Below are 20,118 nucleotides of genomic sequence, written 5' to 3'. Positions count from 1 at the left end.
TAAATTGTAGGATGTAATATATAGATAAAGCGTGGTTGAGGTTTGGAAACTTTTAAGGGACTATCTGGTTCTAACACGCTTATATAATTAATCAGCGCAATAATAAATTTACGCGCTGAGTTAAATAAACGTGTATCAAGATAGTGAGATAAGGAATTAACGAATATATTTTATCAATATATTATTATCCCCTTTGGTCTATTTCAATTTGAGCATCAATCCAGCCGGAAATTTGTTCATGCAAGGTTAGACCTAATCCGGGGCGGGTGGGAACAATCATATGACCGTCGCGAATCTCCAGCCGCTCGTTGAATACCGGCTCCAGCCACTCGAAATGCTCTACCCAGGTTTCATGCGCGTAAGCCGCGGCAAGATGAATATGAATTTCCATGACGAAGTGCGGCGCCATCATCAGACCACGATCTTCCGCCATCTGGGCGATTTTTAGAAATGGCGTGATACCGCCGACCCTCGGCGCATCATGCATTACGAGATCGATCGCCCCTTTTTGGATATAGTCAGCCACTTCTCTGACGCTGGTTAGCATTTCGCCGGTTCCGACCGGCGTGTCCAGCTTGTCGGCAAGTAAACGGTGTCCTTCGACATCGTATGCATCCAGAGGCTCTTCAAGCCACTGAAGATTATACTGATCCAGCACGTGTCCCATACGAAGCGCGGTAACGCGGTCCCACTGCTGATTGACGTCAACCATAAGCGGAACATCATCCCCCAGATGTTTTCGCACGGCGTCAACCCGTTGAAGATCAAGGCGACGGTCTGGATGACCCACTTTCATTTTTATCCCGCCGATGCCGTGTTCCAACGATTTGGCGGATTTCTCAATGATTTCCTCCACCGAAGCCTGCAAATAACCGCCGGATGTGTTGTAGCAGCGCACTTCATCACGTTGCGCGCCAAGCAATTTAGCCAAAGATAAGCCGGCGCGTTTGGATTTCATATCCCAAAGGGCCGTATCGAATGCCGCCACCACCTGGGTTGCTAGCCCGCTGCGGCCAACCGAGGCGCCCGCCCAGACCATTTTATTCCACAAGCGGGCGATATCGTTGGGATCTTCGCCAATCAGCACCGGGGCGATTTCTTTGGCATAGATATACTGTGCCGGACCGCCTTTGCGCAGCGTGTAAGTGAAACCCAATCCGCTGAAGCCTTGCTCGGTTTTTATTTCAGCAAACAACAGCGATACATCCTTAAGGGCATTTTGGCGTCCGGTCAGCACTTTTGCATCGCTGACCGCGCTCTTAAGAGGAACCGTGACGGATGAAAGTTTAATGCAACGAATACGGTCGATGTTTTCCATAAACAAACCTTTTAATCAGTAGGGAGTAGGGAAAGTTATCTTCTATTCCCTTGGACTGATTGTCTAATCCAATCTAGGCATGGATTTATGCGCGTTTTAAATAAATGTTTCTCGTAGGAATAAAAATATCTGATGTCCGGATATTTAAAAAATAGAAAATGATTGGGGACGAAACGAGAATTATCGCGTCAGCAAGACGCGTGATTTTTGGGGATACGAATTATAGCAGCAAAATAGCCAATCAATCAGAAGCAAAAACCGAATTTCATTCACCAATGAATAATCATTAATTACGTTTAAACTTAATGATTACAATTGACGCCGACACTTTCTCGCAAAATGCCCGCTAACATGAAAAGCGCCGGATTATCGCTGTCTTTACGCCACACAAGGCGCAACTCACTGCGTAATTCTTGTTGCATATCCAGTTTACGAAACACGACGTTGGGCAGGCGAAATTGCTCACTACCGCTGGGCACCAACGCCAGACCCAGTCCGCCATTTACCATGGACAGTATCGCAGAGGTGGAACCGGCGCTGTGTTCATAATTGGGCTGAATGCCGCAACGGTGAAACGTACCGGCAATCAACTCATAAAAAGGTTGCCAACCTGAAGGTGAATAGATAATAAACGGTTGCTGATGCAGTAAGGCGGCGGGAATGATGTTGTCGATCTCGGCTAAAGGATGATCGGCCGGAATGGCCAGTAAAAATGGCTCATTGATTAAGACATCACTATTAAAATCCGCATCTAAAGGATAAGCGCGGATAACGCCAATATCGATCTGACGCGTTCGCAACCCATTAAGCTGCTCTGAAGACGACATCTCCTTAAGCTGGATATTGAGTTGCGGATATTTCAGTCTTACCTGGTTAATCACCGTCGGCAGGTAGGCGTAAATGGCGCAGGAAACAAAGCTGAGCGTGACGTTTCCAATTTCGCCCAGTGAGACGCGCTTCGCTATTTGAGCGGCGTGATGGGCTTGCTCAAGCAACGGATTGGCCTGGGTGAGAAACGCCCGGCCTGCCGCAGTGAGCTTAACCGAGCGGGTTGAGCGCTCAAATAGCTGAACGCCCAATTGATGCTCCAGCATCTGAATTTGCCGGCTCAATGGCGGCTGCGTCATGTTGAGCCGCTGCGCTGCGCGCCGGAAGCTGAGTTCGGTGGCGACGGCGGTGAAACAGCGTAATTGAGATAATTCAAACATTGAGTCAATTCCTGCATTAATCGATGCTATTTATGAAATTAAAAGTATCAATCTTTGCGCCTACCATACCATTGGCGTCACCCCAAAACTGTGGCGCGCCGGACACTTTTACAGCATCGTTATGCACTCCGGCATGAATCGTACCGGTGGTTGGATCGACGCGATGATGAATAATGCTAGAACGCCGGTCCGGTTAAAGATCCGGGCGGTTACCACCTTGAATTTGCCGATAAAATCGGGCGGCGCCGATGAAGATAAAACGGGTGAGCCAGCGTGCGATCAGGAAATCGCTGTCCGGCCTGTTTTTTCCTGCCAGGTGGATTAATGCCGGCATTTGCGTCGCAGGGCGCGGATCTGCCGTAGGCACTCACGCAGGGAAATCGTGCGGAAAATATCACGCATCATGGCGGCATCGGCGCGCAGACCGCGCAGCCAGCCCATTTTGGCGGCTTTGTAAGGGCTAATGACAGACCGCCACTTTACGACCTGGATGCGTACATTTTTACCGATCCAGAGACGATTGAGCCATACCTCAAGCCCGAAATGCGGCAACGAACGTAATTCATCCAGATATGGCGCAACCAGGGCGCGGGCAAATACACGCTCCCCGGAAATATAGTCAAGACCAATTATCCGCCAGATTAAAGGGCTGTTGCGTCGCAGGCTGATCGTGACATCGGACTGTTGTCGCCGTACCGGTTGTATTAATGCGGTGATGTCATCAGCCGTCAGCCCGATCAGGTCGGCATCAAGCAGCAGAAGATGAGTGCCGGCGGCGGCGGCAATACCTTCGGCCACGGCCCGGCTTTTGCCCCGGTTTTCCGGCAGCCTGATGACCGTTATTCCCTGCCGCTGCGCCAGCTTGGCGGTGCCGTCGGTGGAGCCGTCATCCACCACGATGATTTCGGACAATAGCGGGTGGCCCGTCACCGCGTCGAGTACGCTTCCGATCCTCCGGGCTTCGTTCCGCGCCGGGATGATACAGCTTACGGAGATCATTTTTTCTGCCTCAGCCACAGCACGCCGCATGCAACCAGCAGAATCAGCAGCGCCAGAGAGACATACACCAGCCAGTGATCGACCTGTTCGATGGCATGGCCGAAGAGCCAGCCGACCGCGACAAAAAACAGACTTTTGGGAATGGTGGCCAAGGTGTTATAGAGCATAAAGCTGCCAAAATGCATGCGCGCCATGCCGGCTGCCGCCAGAACAACCGCGCCGGCTGAGTGGGTAAGCTTACCGAACACCAGTAACCTGCCGCCCCGGTGGTCAAAACTGTCGACCATCTGTTCTAGCCTGGCGTGGCTCAGTCCCAGGCGGGTCAGCCATTTCGGCGGATGGCCGTCGGAATTTATCGCCCAGCGACCCAGGGCGTAAAATCCCGTGTCGCCGGCCAGATCGGCAAGGATGACCACCATACACACCGCGCTCAGACTGAAGTAGTCGAGGCGGGCCATGTAAGCGGCAATAACGGTGACAATGGGGCCTTCGATGACTGCCAGCGGTGTAAGCAATATCAGCCCATGCGCTTTGATGAGTGCCTCAATAGTTTGTAGATCGAGCATGCCGGTAATTTCTCTTCTCACTCTTTGGGTTGCTGGTTGCCTGAGGGCAGCGGCTTGGCATCCAGTACGTTACCACGCCAGACGAAGCTGCGCCCGGTCCAGCACCATAACCACAGCGCGGGCAGTAAAAGATCGCGGATCGCCATGGCCAGAACGTCTTGCAGCCGGTGCGGCCACCCGACCGCTCTTGCCAGTCCCCATTCTCCAGCATACCACAACGCCATGAGCGCCGGCGGTACTGCCCATGGAAGCACGCCTGTCGCCGACAGGTAGCTTGCCGCCGCCAGCGCCGGCAGCGATCCCAGCAATATCTCCGGCACGAACAGCCACAGAAAACCAAAGCGGCGGATACGTGCCCAGCGTAACTGCCGGCTCCAGACCGCACTCAGACTACGGCGTCCAATCGGCAGTGGAAAAGGGCGCGGAGGCAGCCGTACCTTGAGTCCGGCGCGGCGTACCAGTTTGGTTGACGCGACATCCTCCGCCAGTTCAGCGCCAAGCGCCGCCAGACCTCCGCCATTTTCCAGTACATCGCGGCGCCAGAAGAGCGTCTTCCCCTGTGCAAAGCCGGTTCCGGTCAAATCAGCCAGGAACTGCCAGCGGGCCTGATGGGTATTGAACATCGCCGCCTCCACCGAACCCCACAGATTCTGCGGCCGGACGCCGACGGCGGGAGAACTGACCAGCCCGGTGCGGTCGTCAAAGACATCTATCAGGGAGCGCAGATAATCGGTCGGCAGCAGCAGATTACTGTCGGCCATCGCCACCCAGTCCGCACGGGTGGCCAGCCAGGCCTTGTTAAGATTGTTTATCTTGGGGTTGCCGGAGATATTGTCTTCGCCTATCAGCAAACGCGCCGGCTGCCCGGGGTAGGAAGCGATAACCTTTTTCACCAGTGGGATGACCGGATCGTTTTCGGAAGCGACACAGAACAGGATTTCGTAAGCGGGATAGTCTTGCAGGAAGGTTGAACGCAGCGTCTCTTCTTCGAAATTGTCCTGTCCGCACAGAGGGCGTGTTAGCGCAATAAAGGGATACTCGCCGTGCGGGTGTTTGTTTTTCAGCGGACGACGCAGACGCCACAGGGCAAGGCCGAGGGAGCCAAACTGAATGACGGTGAGCGTCGCGCAGATGACGGCGGCAAAATTGGCGGTTAGCGTCATGCGGTAGCGGTCTCACTGTCGGGTTCTGAAACGGAAACGGGCAATAATGGCAGGGATGACGGGCAACTGCTCCAGTCAATCAGGCTGAACCTGCCCTGAGTGTCTTCCGCAATGGCGCTCAGGCTGTTAATCCAGTCTCCGCAGTTGGCATACAGAATACCGTTGCGCATTTGCAGCGCAGGTTTGTGCAGGTGACCGCAGATGATGCCGTCAGCGTCGTTTTGCCTGGCCAGATCTATCAGACGCCGTTCGATGTGATTGCCGACTCTCAGCAGCGAGCCGACCCTGCTTATCAGGTGATGGAGCGGGGCGGATGTCTCCGCACGCTGGGAGTCCGGCAACCCCTGCCGGCGGCGCAGATACCAGTCGATGCCGCTGCCCAGACGTGAGACGGCATGAGAACGGCCGGGCCAGAAATCGCAGCAATCGCCATGCAATACAAGATAGCGGCGTTTGTCGGCGGCCTTGTGGATGACCGGGTTGGCGGTCGGCGCGATGGCGGTCAACAGCGGGTGAACGCATCGTCCCGTCAGGCTAAGCGGATCGTGATTGCCGGGTAGGCGCACTATCTTGACGCCCTGCCGCTCGCGGCGGCAAAGCAAATCGATGATAAGGTCATGGTGTCGTGTCCAGTGGACTGCGCGGCGATGCCAGATGTCAAAGATATCTCCCACCAAATAGATATGATCGGCTTCATGCAGCCGGAGAAACGCCAGCAGTTTATCTGCGCGGCATCCCCGCGATCCCAGATGCAGGTCTGAGAGAAAAAGACTGCGATAGCGTATCGGGGAAAGGAGAAGACTATCGTGTGACATAATGCCTCCAAGTATAGGCTCCGATTTACAGACAGCCAAAAATGCTCAGATAATACGTTGTTATGTACCACTATAGATGCTAAATGAGGGCGTACCCAAAGTAATGGAGCCGGCAGTTAGGCATGCGGGTCTGAGTAAGACCTTGGTGTTTCGAGCTGGAAGAACGCAACCTAGAGTGAGCATGAATGGGTATCTTGCCGATGATTTCTTAAGGAAATCTTAACGACAATTTCGCCTGGGCCGCACACGGCGCCGGTTTATTTTAGCTCAGGGAAGCATGACGTGACGGGAATGGATAATTGGCGATAATCGCGAAAATAAAATGATCGGATTTCTGCCCGGCGAGCGGATAAGACTGAAAGCGCCGCGATCGTGATTCCCGATACGCAGGTTAGGGTTGGCTATCAATGGATACAAAAGGAGAGGTTTTCACCTCTTTTCAACGACCTACAGACCTTAGTGGAAGTCTGTGGAATTTGAATTGGTACGACCGAGTGGACTCGAACCACCGACCCCCACCATGTCAAGGTGGTGCTCTAACCAACTGAGCTACGGTCGTACAGGAAATACTGCATTTCAACGGATGCTGTCTTGAACACTAACCGTTTGATTAAAATGCTTTTCTTTGTCCCAGTGGCTGGAACGGACGCTATTATGGACTCGTCCGGGATAGATGGCAAGTCCTTTGTTCAGTCGCTGTTTTCAGATGCCGAATGTTTAACCTGTTACGTGCCTTGTTCACCCATCTGACCGATTTATTCCGCCGGTGGCGAGGTGTGCTTGTTGGAATAATAGATAACAAAAAATCTCAACGTTGTTAAAGAATTGAGTGATAGTTTCCGATAAAGGTAACATCAGTTACGAAATATCACCGAGTTCCAAGAATGCGAAAAAATTTGCCTGTCACCCAGAATGGTTACGTTTTCCCTGGGGATCAAACACTTATCTCTATTACCGATCTAAAAGGAAGTATTACTTACTGCAACGCCAATTTCATTAACGTCAGCGGTTTCACCAGTGAGGAACTGCTGGGCCAGCCGCACAACATCGTACGTCATCCCGATATGCCACAGGAAACTTTCCGTGATATGTGGGCCACGATCAAGTCGGGTTTGCCCTGGACGGCGTTGGTGAAAAACCGGCGCAAGAATGGCGACTATTACTGGGTGCGGGCCAACGTAACGCCGGTGCGCGACGGCGAACGTACCGTCGGCTTTCTGTCGGTGCGATCGCGGGCGCCGGATGAGGAGATTGCCGCTGCCGAGCGGCTATACGCCATCATGCGTCAGGAGGCGGATCAGGGACGCCGCCGCCACGCTCTGCATCGGGGCCAACTGGTGCGTCGCACGCTGACAGGCTGGCTGGCGCGCGGGTTCAACCCCGGATTGTGCGGGCATATCGTCTTTTTGAGCATGCTGGCCGCGGGCGGGCCGCTGCTGGCGCAGGCAGCGGGCGCGCCGTTGTGGGGAACGGCGTTGGCGGCGACCGTCAGTGCGGCGTTGGTCGCCTGGCTGTTGATGCGCCAGACGGTGACGCCGCTGCGTCAGGTGGTGGCGGTCGCCAACCTGATGGCCGGCGGCGACCTGACTCGTTTTGTGCCGGTCACCGGCCGTGGTGAAATCGCCCAGATTCAGTTGGCGCTGGCGCAGCTCAATGTTTCGGTGCGCACTGTGGTGCGCGATGTGCGCCACGAAGTCGCCAACCTGTTGGGCGGTACTCAGGAGATCGCCAACGGCAATAAGGACATGGCTACGCGCACCGACTCTCAGGCCGGCAGTCTGGAGCAGACCGCCGCGACGATGGAGCAAATCTATCGCACCATTCAGCAGACCACCCAACTGGCCAACGACGGCGCTCAACACGCGCGGTTCACTGCCGAGGCGGTGCTGCGCGGCGATGACGCGGTGCAGGGCGTGGTGCGCACCATGCAGGCGATCGAAGAGTCGTCGCAGCGCATTCAGGATATCATTCAGGTGATCGAAGGGGTCGCTTTCCAGACCAACATTCTGGCGCTGAACGCGGCGGTGGAAGCCGCGCGTGCGGGCGAGCAGGGCAAAGGGTTCGCGGTGGTGGCGACGGAAATTCAGTCGCTGGCGCAGCGTACCGCCGGCGCGGCCAAAGAAGTACGCAGCCTGGTTGAAGAGTCCGGCGCCAGGGTCGGCGAGGGCGGTAAGCGTGCCGCCGATGCGTTGACCCGTATGCGGGAGGTGACCGACGCGGTAGGCCTGGTGAGCAGTATGCTGGATCAGATCAATACCGCCGCCCGGGAGCAGTCCGCCGGCGTCGGGCAGGTGAATGACGAAGTCTCCAGCCTGGATACCATCACCCAACAGAACGCCACGATGGTGGATGATCTGGCCTCGGCGGCCAACGCCCTTAACCGTCAGGTGGAGTTGGTGCATAACACTATCCGGGTGTTCCGTCTCACCGAACGCGATACCACGCTGGCTGAGGTGGATGCCGGCGAGTTGCGCCGTAGCTGGAATAGCGGCATGAGCGGTGAGGGGAGCCATATCGATTTCGAGCATGCCGTCACCAGCCACCAGCAGTGGCGCGTTACGCTGCGTAACGCCATCAATCGTAAGCTGGCGCTGGATCCGAAAGCGGGGCGCGACGACAGCTGCGCGCTGGGAGCCTGGTTGAATGGGCCGGGTAAAGCGCGGCTGGGAGGAACGCCGGAGTACGAGGCGCTGGTTAACGCGCACCGGGCGTTTCACGCCGAGGTGGGTACGGTGGCGGAACTGATTAACCGCAAGAAGATGAGTGAGGCGGAACAGAAGCTGGCCAGCAACCAGCCGCTGTATGACGCCGGACAGCAACTGGTACAGGCGATCCGCATGCTGTCGGGCCGCGCGTAATGGGGTTGCGGGTACTGGTGGTGGATGATGATGTTCTGAACCTGCGCATCGCCGCTCGGCTGTTGCGTGAGTTGGGGCACTCCGGCGCGCTGGCGGGCGAGGGTGAAAAGGCGTTGCAACTGGTGCGACAACAGCCGTTTGACCTGATGCTGCTGGATATCAATATGCCGAAGCTGAATGGCGAAGAGACGTTGCGCGCCCTGCGGGCGCAGGAGCGGCGCAGCGGCGGGCCGCATCTGCGGGTAGTGATGGTTTCCGGGCACAACGGCGAGGAGACACGGCGTCATTACCTTGCCCTTGGCGCCAATGGCTTTCTGGAAAAACCGCTTTCTCAGCCAGCGTTGCAGGCGGCGCTGGCGCAACTGGACAAAGGCTGAATGCGATGACGGCGGTTTTCTGCTGGGGGATGGCGGCGACGGTAGCGGCGCTGGTGCTGTACTGGCGCCACGTGCGCCGTCGTGACTGGGATTATATGAGCCAGATGGTCGGTATGATGCGGTTGCGCAGCGACGCCGCCTGCCTGCTGCGGCCGGATGGCCGGGTGGCGTGGGTCAACGAGGCTTATGGCGAAATCACCGGCTTTGGCGGCGCGGCGTTGACGGATAGCGACTGGTTCGGCTTCCTGAGCGAACGGGTGGCGGACAGCGCGCCGGTGGCGGCGATCGACAGCGCCATGAGCGGACGGCGTGAGCTGCGTATCGACCTGATGTTCCGTCTGGCCCGCGGCGAAGAGCGCTGTATGATTGTGGAACTGCACCCGCTGCGCAAGCTGGGGCGCGGCGCGCTGTCGGGGCGCTCATTCACCGGTTATCTGGTGGTGCAGGTGGACATCGACCAACAGCGTCGCGAGCGTAAAATGACGCAGCTCGCGCTGCGTGACCGCCAGGCGGTGCTGGATATCCTCGATCGTTACGCCATCGTCACCGAAACCGATCTGCAAGGCCGAATCACCAAGGTCAACGACCGTTTTCTAACGGTTAGCGGCTACCGCGCCGAGGAGGTCATCGGCCAGCGCCACAGCATGTTCACTTCCGGCACGCATGACGCACCGTTCTGGCGCGAAATGTGGCGCACCGTTTCTCGCGGCGGCATCTGGCACGGCGAGATCTGCAACCGCGCCAAGGATGGTTCGCTCTACTGGCTGGACAGCGTGATTGCGCCGATGCTGGGGGAAAAGGGCCGCCCGGTGAAATACATGTCGATCCGTTCCGATATCACCAACCTGAAACTGAGCCTCGATATGCTGGAACGTACCGGCAAGATCGCCAGCGTGGGCGGTTGGTATTATCTCCCGGAAAACCGGAAGCTGCACCTCACCCGGGGAACGTGCAATCTGCTGGGGCTGTCCGAGCGGGTGATGAATCTGGACAGAGTGCAGGCGCTGATACAGCGCATGATGCCGCAGCAGTGGTCGGCCTATCGCGCGCAGGTGCGCCACACGATGGAGAGCGGCGAGCCTTTTTCATTTGAGGTGCGGCTTGTGCTGATGGGCGGGCGCGCCATTTGGGTCAACATCAGCGGCGAGGTGCAGTATCAGCAAGGCAAACTGTACCGGCTGGTGGGAGCGATGCAGGATGTCAGCGCTCAGGTGGAGGCGCGGCTGCGCGTCGAAACCAGCGAGCGGGTGCTGAGGTCGGCGCTGGATGCGCTGGATGAAGCTTTTGTGCTGTATGACGCCGATGAACGGCTGGTGCTGTGCAACGACCGCTACCGGGAGATATTTGGCGATAGAGGGCATCGGATACAGCCCGGTATCTCCGCCGAGGCGGTGCTGGAACTGGCGGTGGAGGCCGCTATCACGCCGGAGGTGCACGACGACGCCGAGGGTTGGCGGCGCCAGCAGCGCGAACTGTGGTTTCAGCCCACCTTTCACCAGCAGATAAAATTGAGCGACGGGCGCTGCATCAAACGTGTCGGCGTCACCACCTCGGACGGTATGCGGGTGCTGTTCTGGATCGATGTCACCGACCTGCATCAGGCGCTGGAAGAGGCCGATGCCGCCTCGCGCAGCAAGAGCCGCTTTTTGGCTAACATGAGTCACGAAATTCGTACGCCGATGAACGCCATCATGGGCATGATGCAGCTGATAGAACACACCGGCGCCAGCGCTGAACAGCGCGAATTGTTGCGCAAGATGGAAGGCGCGGCACATTCGCTGCTGGACATTCTCAACGATATTCTCGACTTCTCCAAAGTGGAAGCCGGCATGATGCTGCTGGATACCGAGCCGTTCAAACTGGCGGATTTGCTGGCGGATGTCTCCACCATTATGTCCGGCACGCTGGGCGGCAAACGGCTGGAACTGGTGTATGAGTTGGATCCCGCCGTTCCGCCGCTGTTGTTGGGGGACGCGCTGCGGCTCAAACAGATCCTGATCAATCTGGGCGGCAATGCGGTGAAGTTTACCGCCAGGGGCGAGGTGCGGTTGCAGTTAAGCTGCCTGCGGCACAGTGAACAGGGCGTGTTGCTGGAGTTCGCGGTGCAGGATACCGGCATCGGCATCAGCGAGGATGCCATCAAACACATTTTCACCGGATTTAATCAGGCGGAAGCCTCTATTTCACGCCGCTACGGCGGCACCGGGCTGGGGCTGACCATCAGCCACCGGTTGGTGGAACTGATGGGCGGACAACTGCGGGTGCGGAGTGAAATAGGGCGCGGCAGCCGCTTCTGGTTCCAGATTTGGTTGCAGCCGGTGAAAAAATTCCCGGCAGACATTGCTGATGTTGCGTTAGCGCCGCCCCGTCAGAGCAATGAACAGCGATGGGATGTGGCGGAAGATGGCGCGTTGCCGCCAGCGTTGGCGGGGAAACGGGCGCTGCTGCTGGAGCCGCATCCGCTATCCCGCACGGCGATCGGCAAGCTGCTTGAGCGCTGCGGCGGCTGGCAGGTCGCGGCCTGTGTCGATGCTGCATCCGCGCTGGCGGCGCTGGATGACGAAGCGCCGCCGCAACTGGCGCTGCTGAGCGTGGATGCGCCGGGCTATCAGCCGTTGCTGGCGCGGTTACGCGCCGAACCGGGCCTGCCGGGGCCGGTGATCCTGCTATTGTCATCCAGCCCCAGACCGCCGCACGACGGCATGCCGATGTTGTACAAGCCGATCAGCTTTTCCATGATCCAACATGCGATTCAGCGGCGCAGCCGATTAGCGCAGTCCGATTCGCCGACGCAGCCATGCCGGTTGGCCGGGATACGCCTGTTGCTGGTGGAGGATAACGAAATCAATCAGGATGTGGCGATCCGACTCTTGGCGCGCGAAGGGGCGCGGATTAGCGTGGTGAGCGACGGGTTGCAGAGTATTCAGGCGCTGGATGCGGCGCCGGACGCCTACGATCTGGTGTTGATGGATATGCAGATGCCGGTGATGGATGGCTTGCAGGCCACGCAGGCTATCCGCAGCGAATCGAGTTTCGATCGGCTGCCAATCATCGCCATGACCGCCAACGCCATGCCGTCGGATCGGGACGCCTGTCTTGAGGCGGGCATGAATGGTCATATCGGCAAACCGTTCCATCTGGAAGAACTGGTCGACATTATTCTGCGCCATACCGGAAGAACGGTTCGCGCCGACGTCGCGCCGGCGCCTGAAGCGGATGCGACGCCGTCGGCGCCAGGCGATGCGGCGCTGCTGGATGTCGCCGACGCCCTGCAACGGTTAGGTCAGGATCGGGCGTTCTATTCGCAACTGCTGCATGACTTTGCCCCGGCGTCCCGGCGTCTGGTCGCGCGCATCACCTGGAGTCTGGCGGAAGGCGAATGGGCCGACGCGCGCGATGCCGCCCATCAACTCAAGAGCACTGCCGCCGCGACCGGCGCGCGCCGATTGACGGCGGCCTGCGCCGCCATCGAACAGGGCGTCGGGAACGGCGCTGAACGTCCGGCGCTGACGCGGCAGGCCGCTGGTCTGCCTGTGGCGCTGGATGAAGCGCTGGCGGCGCAACAGGCGTGGTTACTGCGGCATGACGGCGTTGTTGAAACGCGCGCGGACGATCTGATTACCGCGGATAACCGCGTGCTGGAATCGGATCTGGCGGAGCTGGCCGCGGCTTTGCAGACCAACGACATGGCCGAGCTGGATCTGTTTGATGCGCTGCTGGCGCGTCATGGCGCCGATTTAAGCCCGCAGACGCAGGCATTATGCGACGCGATGGACGCCTTCGATACGGATACCGCGCTTGCCATCGTTCAGGCATGGTTGGAAGAGAGGCATGGGGCGTAACGCCGTATCCCTCTCGCGGCGTAAACGGCTATCGCGCGCTTACTGTTCTTCGCTCAATACCCGCTGAAGAATGGCAAACAGCTCATCAATCTGCCCGCGTGTTGAAAGCAGGATCGGGGCGATAATCAATGAATCTCCGGTTGATTTGAGGTGCAGCCCTTGCTCAAACAGCTTCTTTTGTAGCCGATAACCGCGCAGGCCGGGTTTCTCCGCCGGGCGCACATCAATGCCGCCCAGCAGCCCGAACCCGCGGATATCGGTAATAACCGGTATGCGCTGTAATTCAAACAGCTTATCCAGAAAGTAGGGGCTAAGCGCGTCACTTTTCGCGAAAGCGTCATCGGTCTGATATAGCCGTAGGGTAGACAGCGCCGCGGCGCAGGCGGCTGGGTGGGCGCTCCAGGTGTAGCCATGAAAGAATTCAATGCTCAGCTCATCGGCGGCGTTAATAATTTCATCATAAATGCGGCGGTCTACGGCGACGGCGGCCATCGGTTGTGTGCCGTTGGTCAGCGCTTTGGCAAGGGTGATAATGTCCGGGCGAATATTAAACGTCTGGCTGGCAAACGCCTTGCCTGTGCGGCCGAATCCGCAGATCACTTCATCCAGAATCAATAAAATATCATAGCGATCGCACAGTTGCCGAATACGCTCCAGATAGCCTTTGGGCGGCACCAGCACGCCGGTGGAGCCGGCGATAGGTTCGATGACACAGGCTGCTACATTTTCTGCCCCGTGTAACTCAATCAGGCGTTGAAGGTCGTCGGCCAGATAGGCGCCGTGTTCCGGTTGACCCCGGCTATAGCGATTCTCTTCCAGCCAGGTGTGGCGCAGGTGGATAACCTGCGGCCAGCTACCGGCGAACTGTCGACGATTGTTGGTCAGCCCGCTTAAGGCAACGCCGCCAAAGTTGACGCCATGATAGGCGCGCTCGCGGGAGATAAACAGCGTGCGTGAACCTTGTTTACGCGCGCGCTGGTAGGCAAGCGCCACTTTCAGCGCGCTATCGATCGCTTCTGAACCCGAGTTCGCAAAAAAAATGCGATCAAGCCGGGGCGGCAATATTTTCGCCAGTTCATGGGCGGTTTTAAACGCCAGAGGGTGACTGCGATAAAAGCTGGACGTGTAGTCCAGCGTCAGCAACTGCTGATAAACCGCCTCGGCAATTTCAGGGCGACCGTGCCCCAACGCGGAGGTAAACAGACCGGAGGCGCCGTCCAGTACGCGGTTGCCAGCGGCATCCTGATAGTAAACGCCTTTCGCTCCGGTGAATAATTTCGGATCCTGGTGAAAGTCACCATTGGGGGTAAAGGGGATCCAGAAATTATCGTTAATCAGCTTACTCGCATCTTCTTGCTGTTTGGACATGGCGCGTACCTAGCTCTATTCGGGGGTTAAACACCTTGGTCGGATTACCGGCTAAATCATCTGACAACCAGCCTGGCTTATCATACCGTTTTTCAAAGAAGTCATGCGGCGAACGATGCAGGCATGGCTACATAATAGACAACGTCGAGCCGCTGCGCCGCAAGCGCGGGTTGAGCGCGGTATGCAATGCGTCGCTCAGCAGGTTAAGCGCCATGACCGTCAGCATAATGGCCACGCCGGGGAGGGCGGTCATATACCATCCGGTGCGCAGCGCATCCCGCCCGGTGCCAATCATCGACCCCCAGCTCACCACGTTGGGATCGCCCAGCCCGAGGAAAGATAAACCGGCTTCGGACAGGATAGCGTTGGCAATCAGCAGCGCGGTGGAAACCACCACCGGCGTCCAGGCATTGGGGAGGATTTCACGAAAGATAAGATGCATATCGCCGGCGCCCAGAGAAATACTGGCGCGGACGAATTCCCGTTCGCGCAACGCCAGAAATTCAGTTCGCACGAGTCTGGCGATGCTGGTCCAGGAGGTGATGCCGAGGGCGAAAATGATGGTGGCGATGGACGGCTGCAATACCGCCACCAGAATGATAGCCAGCAGAAATGCCGGAATGGTTTGAAACAGCATGGTGATCCCGGTCAGCACGCTGTCTACCCGTCCGCGGTAAAAACCGGACGCCACACCGACGGCGATGCCGATCAGTAGGGCCATCACCGTTGAGGCGATGCCCACCAGCAGCGATACGCGGGCGCCGTGAAACAGTCCGGCCAGAATATCCCGTCCCATCAGGTCGGTGCCGAGCGGGAACTGAACGTCCTGCCCCGGCCACAGATAGGGAACGCCCACCATATTCATAGGGTCCTCGGGGAAAAGCCTGCTCGCCGCACCGGCAGCCGTCAGTACAGCCAGCAGGATGGTAAGGCCGATCGTGGCCGAGGGTTGTAGTAACCAACGCATTCTCTTTCCTGTTTATCTTGCCGGCGTTCAACGCCCGCGATTAACGATTCGTACCCGCGGATCGAGCCAGGCATGCACCATGTCCACCGCCAGATTCGATAACACCACCAGCACGCTGCTGAACAGCAATACACCCAGCAATACCGGGATATCCCGGCTACGGATGGCGTCAAACGACAGTTGCCCCAGTCCCGGCCAGGCGAAAACGGTTTCCACCACGATCGAGCCTCCCAGCAGGGCGCTGCTCTGTAATCCCAACATGGTGATCACCGGCAGCAACGCATGACGCAGCGCGTGGCGGAAAAGCACCCGCTGTTCACGCGCGCCTTTGGCCCACGCGGTGCGGATAAAGTCCTCGGACAGCGTTTCAATCATCGATGCGCGGGACAGCCGGGCATAGACCGCCATGTAATAAATCGCCAACGTCAGCACCGGCAGCACCAAGTGCGCCGCTATATCCCACAGTTGACGCAAACCGGTGTATCCGGCATTGATATCTTGCCAGCCGCTGGCGGGCAACCATGACAGCTTAACGGCAAACAGTACGATCAGCATGAGCGCGACCCAGAACATCGGGGCCGAATAGCCGATGGTGGCAAGCGCGGAAATGACCGTGTCAGCCGCGCCGTGCGGCCGCCGTGCCGAGGCGATGCCCAGCAGAACGCCGACAGTCACCGACAGGATCAGCGCGGCGCCCACCAGCAGCAGGGTCGCGGGCATTCGGTCCAGAATCAGATCCAGCACCGGTTCGCCGAAACGGAACGAGAACCCCAGATTGCCCCGCGCCAGTTCTCCCAGATAGGCCATGAGCTGTGCGAACAGGTTGCGATCCAGCCCGTACAGTTCGCGCAGATGCTGGATGAGTTCAGGCGCGGCGCTACCGCTTTCGCTGGCGATGACATCCACCAGATCGCCCGGAAGCGCCTTCAGCAAGAAGAAGTTAAGCACCGCCACGGCGATGACGACGCCAACTAACTGAAGCAACCTGAAAAGAAGCCGTTTGCTCATCGTGTCATTTTCCTGCTATCGCGCCTCATTTTTTGTCCAGCCAGACATGAGCAAAATTATTCTGGCTATGGTTGAACGTGTCCGTCACGTTACGCAGATTCCTGGCCCAGATGCCAAACCACTGGAATTCAAAAATATTAATCTGCGACAGATCGCGCTGCACAATTTGCTGCAATGCATGATAGAGCGCCACACGCTTTTGCGGATCCACCTCGATTTGCGCCGCTTCGATAATTTGGTCGGCCTCGGGGCTGGCATAGCCGGAGGCATTGGTCCAGGGGGTGCCTTTGCTCTCCGCTTTCGACCAGTACAACTGTTCGACGCCCAACTGCGGATCGGTCCAGTTTACCCCCCAGGAGCTGGCTAACTGGTAGTCATAATCCTTAAAGACATTTTTACTCCAGGTAGCCAGATCCAGCGCGCGCAGCGTCACGTCGATGCCAATGGCGCGCAGCGCCTGACGCACGAATTCGCCGGTTCGGCGGTAGTCGTCGCCAAAAGGAATAAAGTCATGATTCAGTTTAAAGCGCCAGCCATCCGCTTTTTTCGGATAGCCCGCTTCATCCAGCAGCGCCTGCGCCTTTTTAGGGTCGAAAGGATATTGCTGGGTATCGGCGGTGTAAAAGGTGCTTAGCTGGGAGGATACCGGGCCGGTAGCCGGTTTGGCATAGCCGCCCCATACCGTTTTAACCAGCAGATCTTTATTGACGGCATGGGCGATGGCCTGGCGAACCTTCAGGTTGCCCAGAATCGGATCGCGCAGATTGGGGAGCAGCCAGAATGAGGTGGCGAAACCATTGTACCCCGCGGTATCCAGCGTCAGGTTAGGCAGTTTCGCCAACCGATCCGCATCGGCGAAGGTCACGGGGTTACGCTCGCCGTATTGGATCGCGCCGGTTTCAAACGCGGTGGCGCGGCCGGAAACATCGGGAATGATTTTGAATAACAGTTTGTCGAGGAAAGGTCTGTCGGGCTGCCAATATTTATCAAATCGCTCCAGTGAGATATGGCTGCCGCGCTGCCATGCCTTAAACACGAAAGGCCCGGTGCCGACCGGTTTGTTGTTATACGGATTATTGGGAATATCGGTGCCTTCATACAGATGTTTGGGCAGAATCGGCGTCGCGACCACATCAAGGGCGTTAAGCACCACCGGCGTGGGCTTGGAGAGCGTCAGCACCACGGTATGGTCGTCAGGCGTTTCCGTGGCGGTCAGATACTGGAACACCCGGCGGGCGAAGGGGGAATATTGCCGCCAGATATGTTCCGCCGAGAACTTCACGTCTGCCGAGGTGAACGGCTGGCCGTCGTGCCAGAAGACGTTTTGGCGTAAATGGATCGTCACCTTCAAGCCGTCATCTGAAAGCGCGACCTTTTCCGCCAACTGCGGGCGGGGGGAAAGGTCCGGCGCGTAATCAAACAACCCATCGAAAATCTTGCTGACCACCGTACGCCCGGGCGTCGAGGTATTGATAAAGAAAGCCAGCGTGGGCGGTTCCGGATGCACCACCGCCTCCAGCGTACCGCCGCGCACCGCGCCGGCCACGGTATTCGGCAGGCTGCCGACCTCGGCCATACTGTCTCGCGGCCATAGCCCGCCAAACACGCCAGAAGCCAGGATCGCGCCGGAGATACCGAGAAATTTTCGACGGTTGATTTCGTATTCGATAAGCGCCTCCGGGGTGTTGTCGGAAGGACGCCGAGGATCGGTTGGGTGATTAGGCATAGTGCATTTTCTCCGGGTGAGGTGGATGATTTTTTTTGCCGGGCACGGCATCTAGCAGCGTGCGGGTATAAGGATGTTGAGGTTGATGCCAGATGCGCTGGTGATCGCCTTCTTCAACGATGCGTCCGCCGTTCATGACCAGAACACGATCGGCGATATAGCGCACCACCGCCAGATCGTGAGAAATAAACAGATAGGTCAGACCCAGCTCCGCTTTTAAATCCACCAGCAAATTAAGCACCTGAGCCTGAACGGAGACATCAAGCGCGGAAACCGGCTCATCGCAGATCAATAATTGCGGGCGTAATACCAGCGCCCGGGCGATGCCGATACGCTGGCGTTGGCCGCCGGAAAATTCGTGGGCATAGCGATTTCGTGCCGTGCCGGGCAGGCCGACGTCATCAAGAATGCGCACAATGCGCCGTTCCCGCTCGCGTTTATCTTTGATGCCGTGGATCGCCAGCGCGTAGCCAAGAATATCGTCAATGCGGTGACGCGGGTTGAGCGAACTGTACGGGTCCTGGAAAATCATTTGTATCTGTTTTCGCCAGGGCAGCAACGCCTTACGGGATAGCGGCGACAAATCCTGCCCGTTAAACCGCACCTGGCCGCTCTGCACGGGTTCCAACTGCATAATGGCGCGCGACAGCGTCGACTTGCCACAGCCGGATTCCCCCACCAGACCCAGGGTTTCGCCGGCCTGAATATGCAGTGAAACATCGTTAACCGCCGCGGCGCCGCCTCGGTCGCTGTTATAGTTTACGGTGAGGTTGTCAACCGACAGCAGCGGAACGGTATCCGGCTGCGGCTCAGGAAAATGGAGCGGGCGCAGCGGAGGCGGCGCGAGCGTAAACCCTTCCTTATCACTGAAATGAATTTCCGCCAGACGCGAGCGGCGGTAATGCCGCTCCTGATCCATATGCAGCGAAGCCCGTAGCAGTCCTTGCGTATAGGTGTGCTGCGGATTACCCAGCACCTCATCGACCGGGCCTTCTTCCAGTTTGCGCCCGTTATGCATGACGGCCACCCGATCGGCCCATTGGGCGACGACGCCTAAATCATGGGTGATCAGCAATACCGCCATCTTTAATTCCCGACGCAACTCATCAAGCAGCGCGAGGATTTGTGCCTGAATGGTGACATCCAGAGCGGTCGTCGGCTCATCGGCAATCAACAGCCGAGGCTGACAGGCGATGGCTATGGCGATCATCACACGCTGGCGCTGGCCGCCTGACAGGCTATGGGGATAATCGTTAAATCGGTCTCTGGGATTGGGCAGCCTGACCAACGCCAGCATCTCAATCGCGCGTTCTTTCGCCTGCGCCCGACTTAATGGCTGATGCAGGGTCAATGCCTCGGCGACCTGTTGCCCGATGGTCAATACCGGGTTTAACGAGGTCATCGGTTCCTGAAAAATCATCGAAATAACATTGCCGCGCATTGCGGCTAGCTGCTTTTCACTCTGACGTAGAACAGCGGTTCCATCCAGCAGGATCGCGCCGCTAAGCGTGGCCTGTTTGGGCAACAGCTGCATAATGCTCAACGCCGTGGTGGACTTCCCGCAGCCCGATTCCCCCACCAGCGCCAGCGTTTCTCCCGCGGTTATTTGCAGGTCAAGATTATCTACCGCCATCTGCTCGCGGAAATGAACGCTCAGTCCCTTTATATCCAGTAATACCGTCATCCAGATACCTTAAATAAATTGCCGCATCGTTTTGCCCGTTTCCCTGAAATAATCGTGGGCGGGGGAAAGAGGGTCGCAGCCGTCGGCCCGCGAAAGCAGACCGGCGACGCGTAATCACTTTAATCGCATTGGCGGCATGTTCTTTAGGATAGTTTTGCATTAGTTATGCTGCGTGATTATATGATGGTTGCCACAATATGGGTTCCGGCTACTTTTACT

15 protein-coding genes and 1 tRNA gene are annotated in these 20,118 nt (G+C 57.6%); 3 read left to right on the top strand and 13 right to left on the bottom strand.

All coding sequences use genetic code 11. From position 1 onward, the window contains the following. Window positions 1-184: 184 nt before the first annotated feature. From JG725_RS04110 to JG725_RS04075, 8 genes are all read right to left on the bottom strand, one after another. Window positions 185-1,318: a mandelate racemase/muconate lactonizing enzyme family protein gene (locus JG725_RS04110; protein ID WP_172289281.1), complete on the bottom strand. Its 1,134-nt coding sequence runs from the start codon at window positions 1,316-1,318 to the stop codon at window positions 185-187. A gap of 302 nt (window positions 1,319-1,620) precedes the next feature. Then, window positions 1,621-2,526 (bottom strand): LysR family transcriptional regulator, encoded by a 906-nt coding sequence (locus JG725_RS04105; RefSeq protein WP_199376720.1) that lies wholly within the window; start codon window positions 2,524-2,526, stop codon window positions 1,621-1,623. A 193-nt stretch (window positions 2,527-2,719) separates the two neighbouring features. Continuing rightward, a complete protein-coding gene (locus tag JG725_RS04100) occupies window positions 2,720-2,860 on the bottom strand; it encodes a hypothetical protein (protein ID WP_199376718.1) in 141 nt (46 codons plus the stop codon). Next, window positions 2,848-3,525 carry a glycosyltransferase gene (locus tag JG725_RS04095; protein WP_199376716.1) on the bottom strand — a complete coding sequence of 226 codons (678 nt, stop codon included), beginning with the start codon at window positions 3,523-3,525 and terminating at the stop codon, window positions 2,848-2,850. The genes JG725_RS04100 and JG725_RS04095 overlap by 13 nt, the downstream gene beginning before the upstream one ends. Beyond that, window positions 3,522-4,091 (bottom strand): DedA family protein, encoded by a 570-nt coding sequence (locus JG725_RS04090; protein ID WP_199376714.1) that lies wholly within the window; start codon window positions 4,089-4,091, stop codon window positions 3,522-3,524. Before JG725_RS04090 ends, JG725_RS04095 begins: the two co-directional genes overlap by 4 nt. Before the next feature lie 17 nt (window positions 4,092-4,108). Then, entirely contained in the window at window positions 4,109-5,254 is a 1,146-nt protein-coding gene (locus JG725_RS04085; RefSeq protein ID WP_199376712.1) for a ceramide glucosyltransferase, read from the bottom strand. Further along, window positions 5,251-6,069: a UDP-2,3-diacylglucosamine diphosphatase gene (locus JG725_RS04080; RefSeq protein WP_199376710.1), complete on the bottom strand. Its 819-nt coding sequence runs from the start codon at window positions 6,067-6,069 to the stop codon at window positions 5,251-5,253. Before JG725_RS04080 ends, JG725_RS04085 begins: the two co-directional genes overlap by 4 nt. Before the next feature lie 482 nt (window positions 6,070-6,551). Further along, a tRNA-Val gene (locus JG725_RS04075) sits at window positions 6,552-6,628 on the bottom strand. A 325-nt stretch (window positions 6,629-6,953) separates the two neighbouring features. On the opposite strand from JG725_RS04075, the gene JG725_RS04070 reads away from it, so the two are divergent. Genes JG725_RS04070 through JG725_RS04060 form a run of 3 tightly spaced genes read left to right on the top strand, consistent with a single transcriptional unit; the run spans window position 6,954 to window position 13,146 of the window. Further along, window positions 6,954-8,927, top strand: a complete 1,974-nt coding sequence (locus JG725_RS04070; protein WP_199376708.1) for a methyl-accepting chemotaxis protein — start codon at window positions 6,954-6,956, stop codon at window positions 8,925-8,927. After that, entirely contained in the window at window positions 8,927-9,304 is a 378-nt protein-coding gene (locus tag JG725_RS04065; RefSeq protein WP_199376706.1) for a response regulator, read from the top strand. Before JG725_RS04070 ends, JG725_RS04065 begins: the two co-directional genes overlap by 1 nt. Window positions 9,305-9,309: 5 nt before the next feature. Next, entirely contained in the window at window positions 9,310-13,146 is a 3,837-nt protein-coding gene (locus tag JG725_RS04060; RefSeq protein ID WP_199376704.1) for a response regulator, read from the top strand. A gap of 39 nt (window positions 13,147-13,185) precedes the next feature. Here JG725_RS04060 and JG725_RS04055 read toward each other — a convergent pair whose 3' ends face one another. From JG725_RS04055 to JG725_RS04035, 5 genes are all read right to left on the bottom strand, one after another. Beyond that, window positions 13,186-14,514, bottom strand: coding sequence for an aminotransferase class III-fold pyridoxal phosphate-dependent enzyme (locus JG725_RS04055; protein ID WP_199376702.1), 1,329 nt, complete (start codon window positions 14,512-14,514; stop codon window positions 13,186-13,188). Between the two features lie 127 nt (window positions 14,515-14,641). Then, a complete protein-coding gene (locus JG725_RS04050; RefSeq protein ID WP_172289292.1) occupies window positions 14,642-15,481 on the bottom strand; it encodes an ABC transporter permease in 840 nt (279 codons plus the stop codon). Window positions 15,482-15,508: 27 nt separating this feature from the next. Beyond that, window positions 15,509-16,489 (bottom strand): ABC transporter permease, encoded by a 981-nt coding sequence (locus tag JG725_RS04045; RefSeq protein ID WP_172289293.1) that lies wholly within the window; start codon window positions 16,487-16,489, stop codon window positions 15,509-15,511. Between the two features lie 25 nt (window positions 16,490-16,514). Continuing rightward, window positions 16,515-18,215 carry an ABC transporter substrate-binding protein gene (locus JG725_RS04040; RefSeq protein WP_199376700.1) on the bottom strand — a complete coding sequence of 567 codons (1,701 nt, stop codon included), beginning with the start codon at window positions 18,213-18,215 and terminating at the stop codon, window positions 16,515-16,517. Further along, complete coding sequence (locus tag JG725_RS04035; RefSeq protein WP_199376697.1) at window positions 18,208-19,899, bottom strand: ABC transporter ATP-binding protein; 1,692 nt, start codon at window positions 19,897-19,899, stop codon at window positions 18,208-18,210. The genes JG725_RS04040 and JG725_RS04035 overlap by 8 nt, the downstream gene beginning before the upstream one ends. Window positions 19,900-20,118: the final 219 nt, after the last annotated feature.

It is taken from the genome of Brenneria sp. L3-3C-1 (assembly GCF_016456245.1).
Classification (GTDB): Bacteria; Pseudomonadota; Gammaproteobacteria; order Enterobacterales; family Enterobacteriaceae; genus Brenneria.
The sequence above is the reverse complement of the archived record's forward strand: the minus strand, read 5'-3'. Positions and strand labels throughout refer to the sequence as shown.

Bases quoted from the DNA above. Each gene is read 5' to 3' on its own strand.
- JG725_RS04110 (WP_172289281.1), bottom strand. From the start codon at position 1,318: ATGGAAAACATCGACCGTATTCGTTGCATTAAACTTTCATCCGTCACG.
- JG725_RS04105 (WP_199376720.1), bottom strand. From the start codon at position 2,526: ATGTTTGAATTATCTCAATTACGCTGTTTCACCGCCGTCGCCACCGAA.
- JG725_RS04100 (WP_199376718.1), bottom strand. From the start codon at position 2,860: ATGCCGGCATTAATCCACCTGGCAGGAAAAAACAGGCCGGACAGCGAT.
- JG725_RS04095 (WP_199376716.1), bottom strand. From the start codon at position 3,525: ATGATCTCCGTAAGCTGTATCATCCCGGCGCGGAACGAAGCCCGGAGG.
- JG725_RS04090 (WP_199376714.1), bottom strand. From the start codon at position 4,091: ATGCTCGATCTACAAACTATTGAGGCACTCATCAAAGCGCATGGGCTG.
- JG725_RS04085 (WP_199376712.1), bottom strand. From the start codon at position 5,254: ATGACGCTAACCGCCAATTTTGCCGCCGTCATCTGCGCGACGCTCACC.
- JG725_RS04080 (WP_199376710.1), bottom strand. From the start codon at position 6,069: ATGTCACACGATAGTCTTCTCCTTTCCCCGATACGCTATCGCAGTCTT.
- JG725_RS04070 (WP_199376708.1), top strand. From the start codon at position 6,954: ATGCGAAAAAATTTGCCTGTCACCCAGAATGGTTACGTTTTCCCTGGG.
- JG725_RS04065 (WP_199376706.1), top strand. From the start codon at position 8,927: ATGGGGTTGCGGGTACTGGTGGTGGATGATGATGTTCTGAACCTGCGC.
- JG725_RS04060 (WP_199376704.1), top strand. From the start codon at position 9,310: ATGACGGCGGTTTTCTGCTGGGGGATGGCGGCGACGGTAGCGGCGCTG.
- JG725_RS04055 (WP_199376702.1), bottom strand. From the start codon at position 14,514: ATGTCCAAACAGCAAGAAGATGCGAGTAAGCTGATTAACGATAATTTC.
- JG725_RS04050 (WP_172289292.1), bottom strand. From the start codon at position 15,481: ATGCGTTGGTTACTACAACCCTCGGCCACGATCGGCCTTACCATCCTG.
- JG725_RS04045 (WP_172289293.1), bottom strand. From the start codon at position 16,489: ATGAGCAAACGGCTTCTTTTCAGGTTGCTTCAGTTAGTTGGCGTCGTC.
- JG725_RS04040 (WP_199376700.1), bottom strand. From the start codon at position 18,215: ATGCCTAATCACCCAACCGATCCTCGGCGTCCTTCCGACAACACCCCG.
- JG725_RS04035 (WP_199376697.1), bottom strand. From the start codon at position 19,899: ATGACGGTATTACTGGATATAAAGGGACTGAGCGTTCATTTCCGCGAG.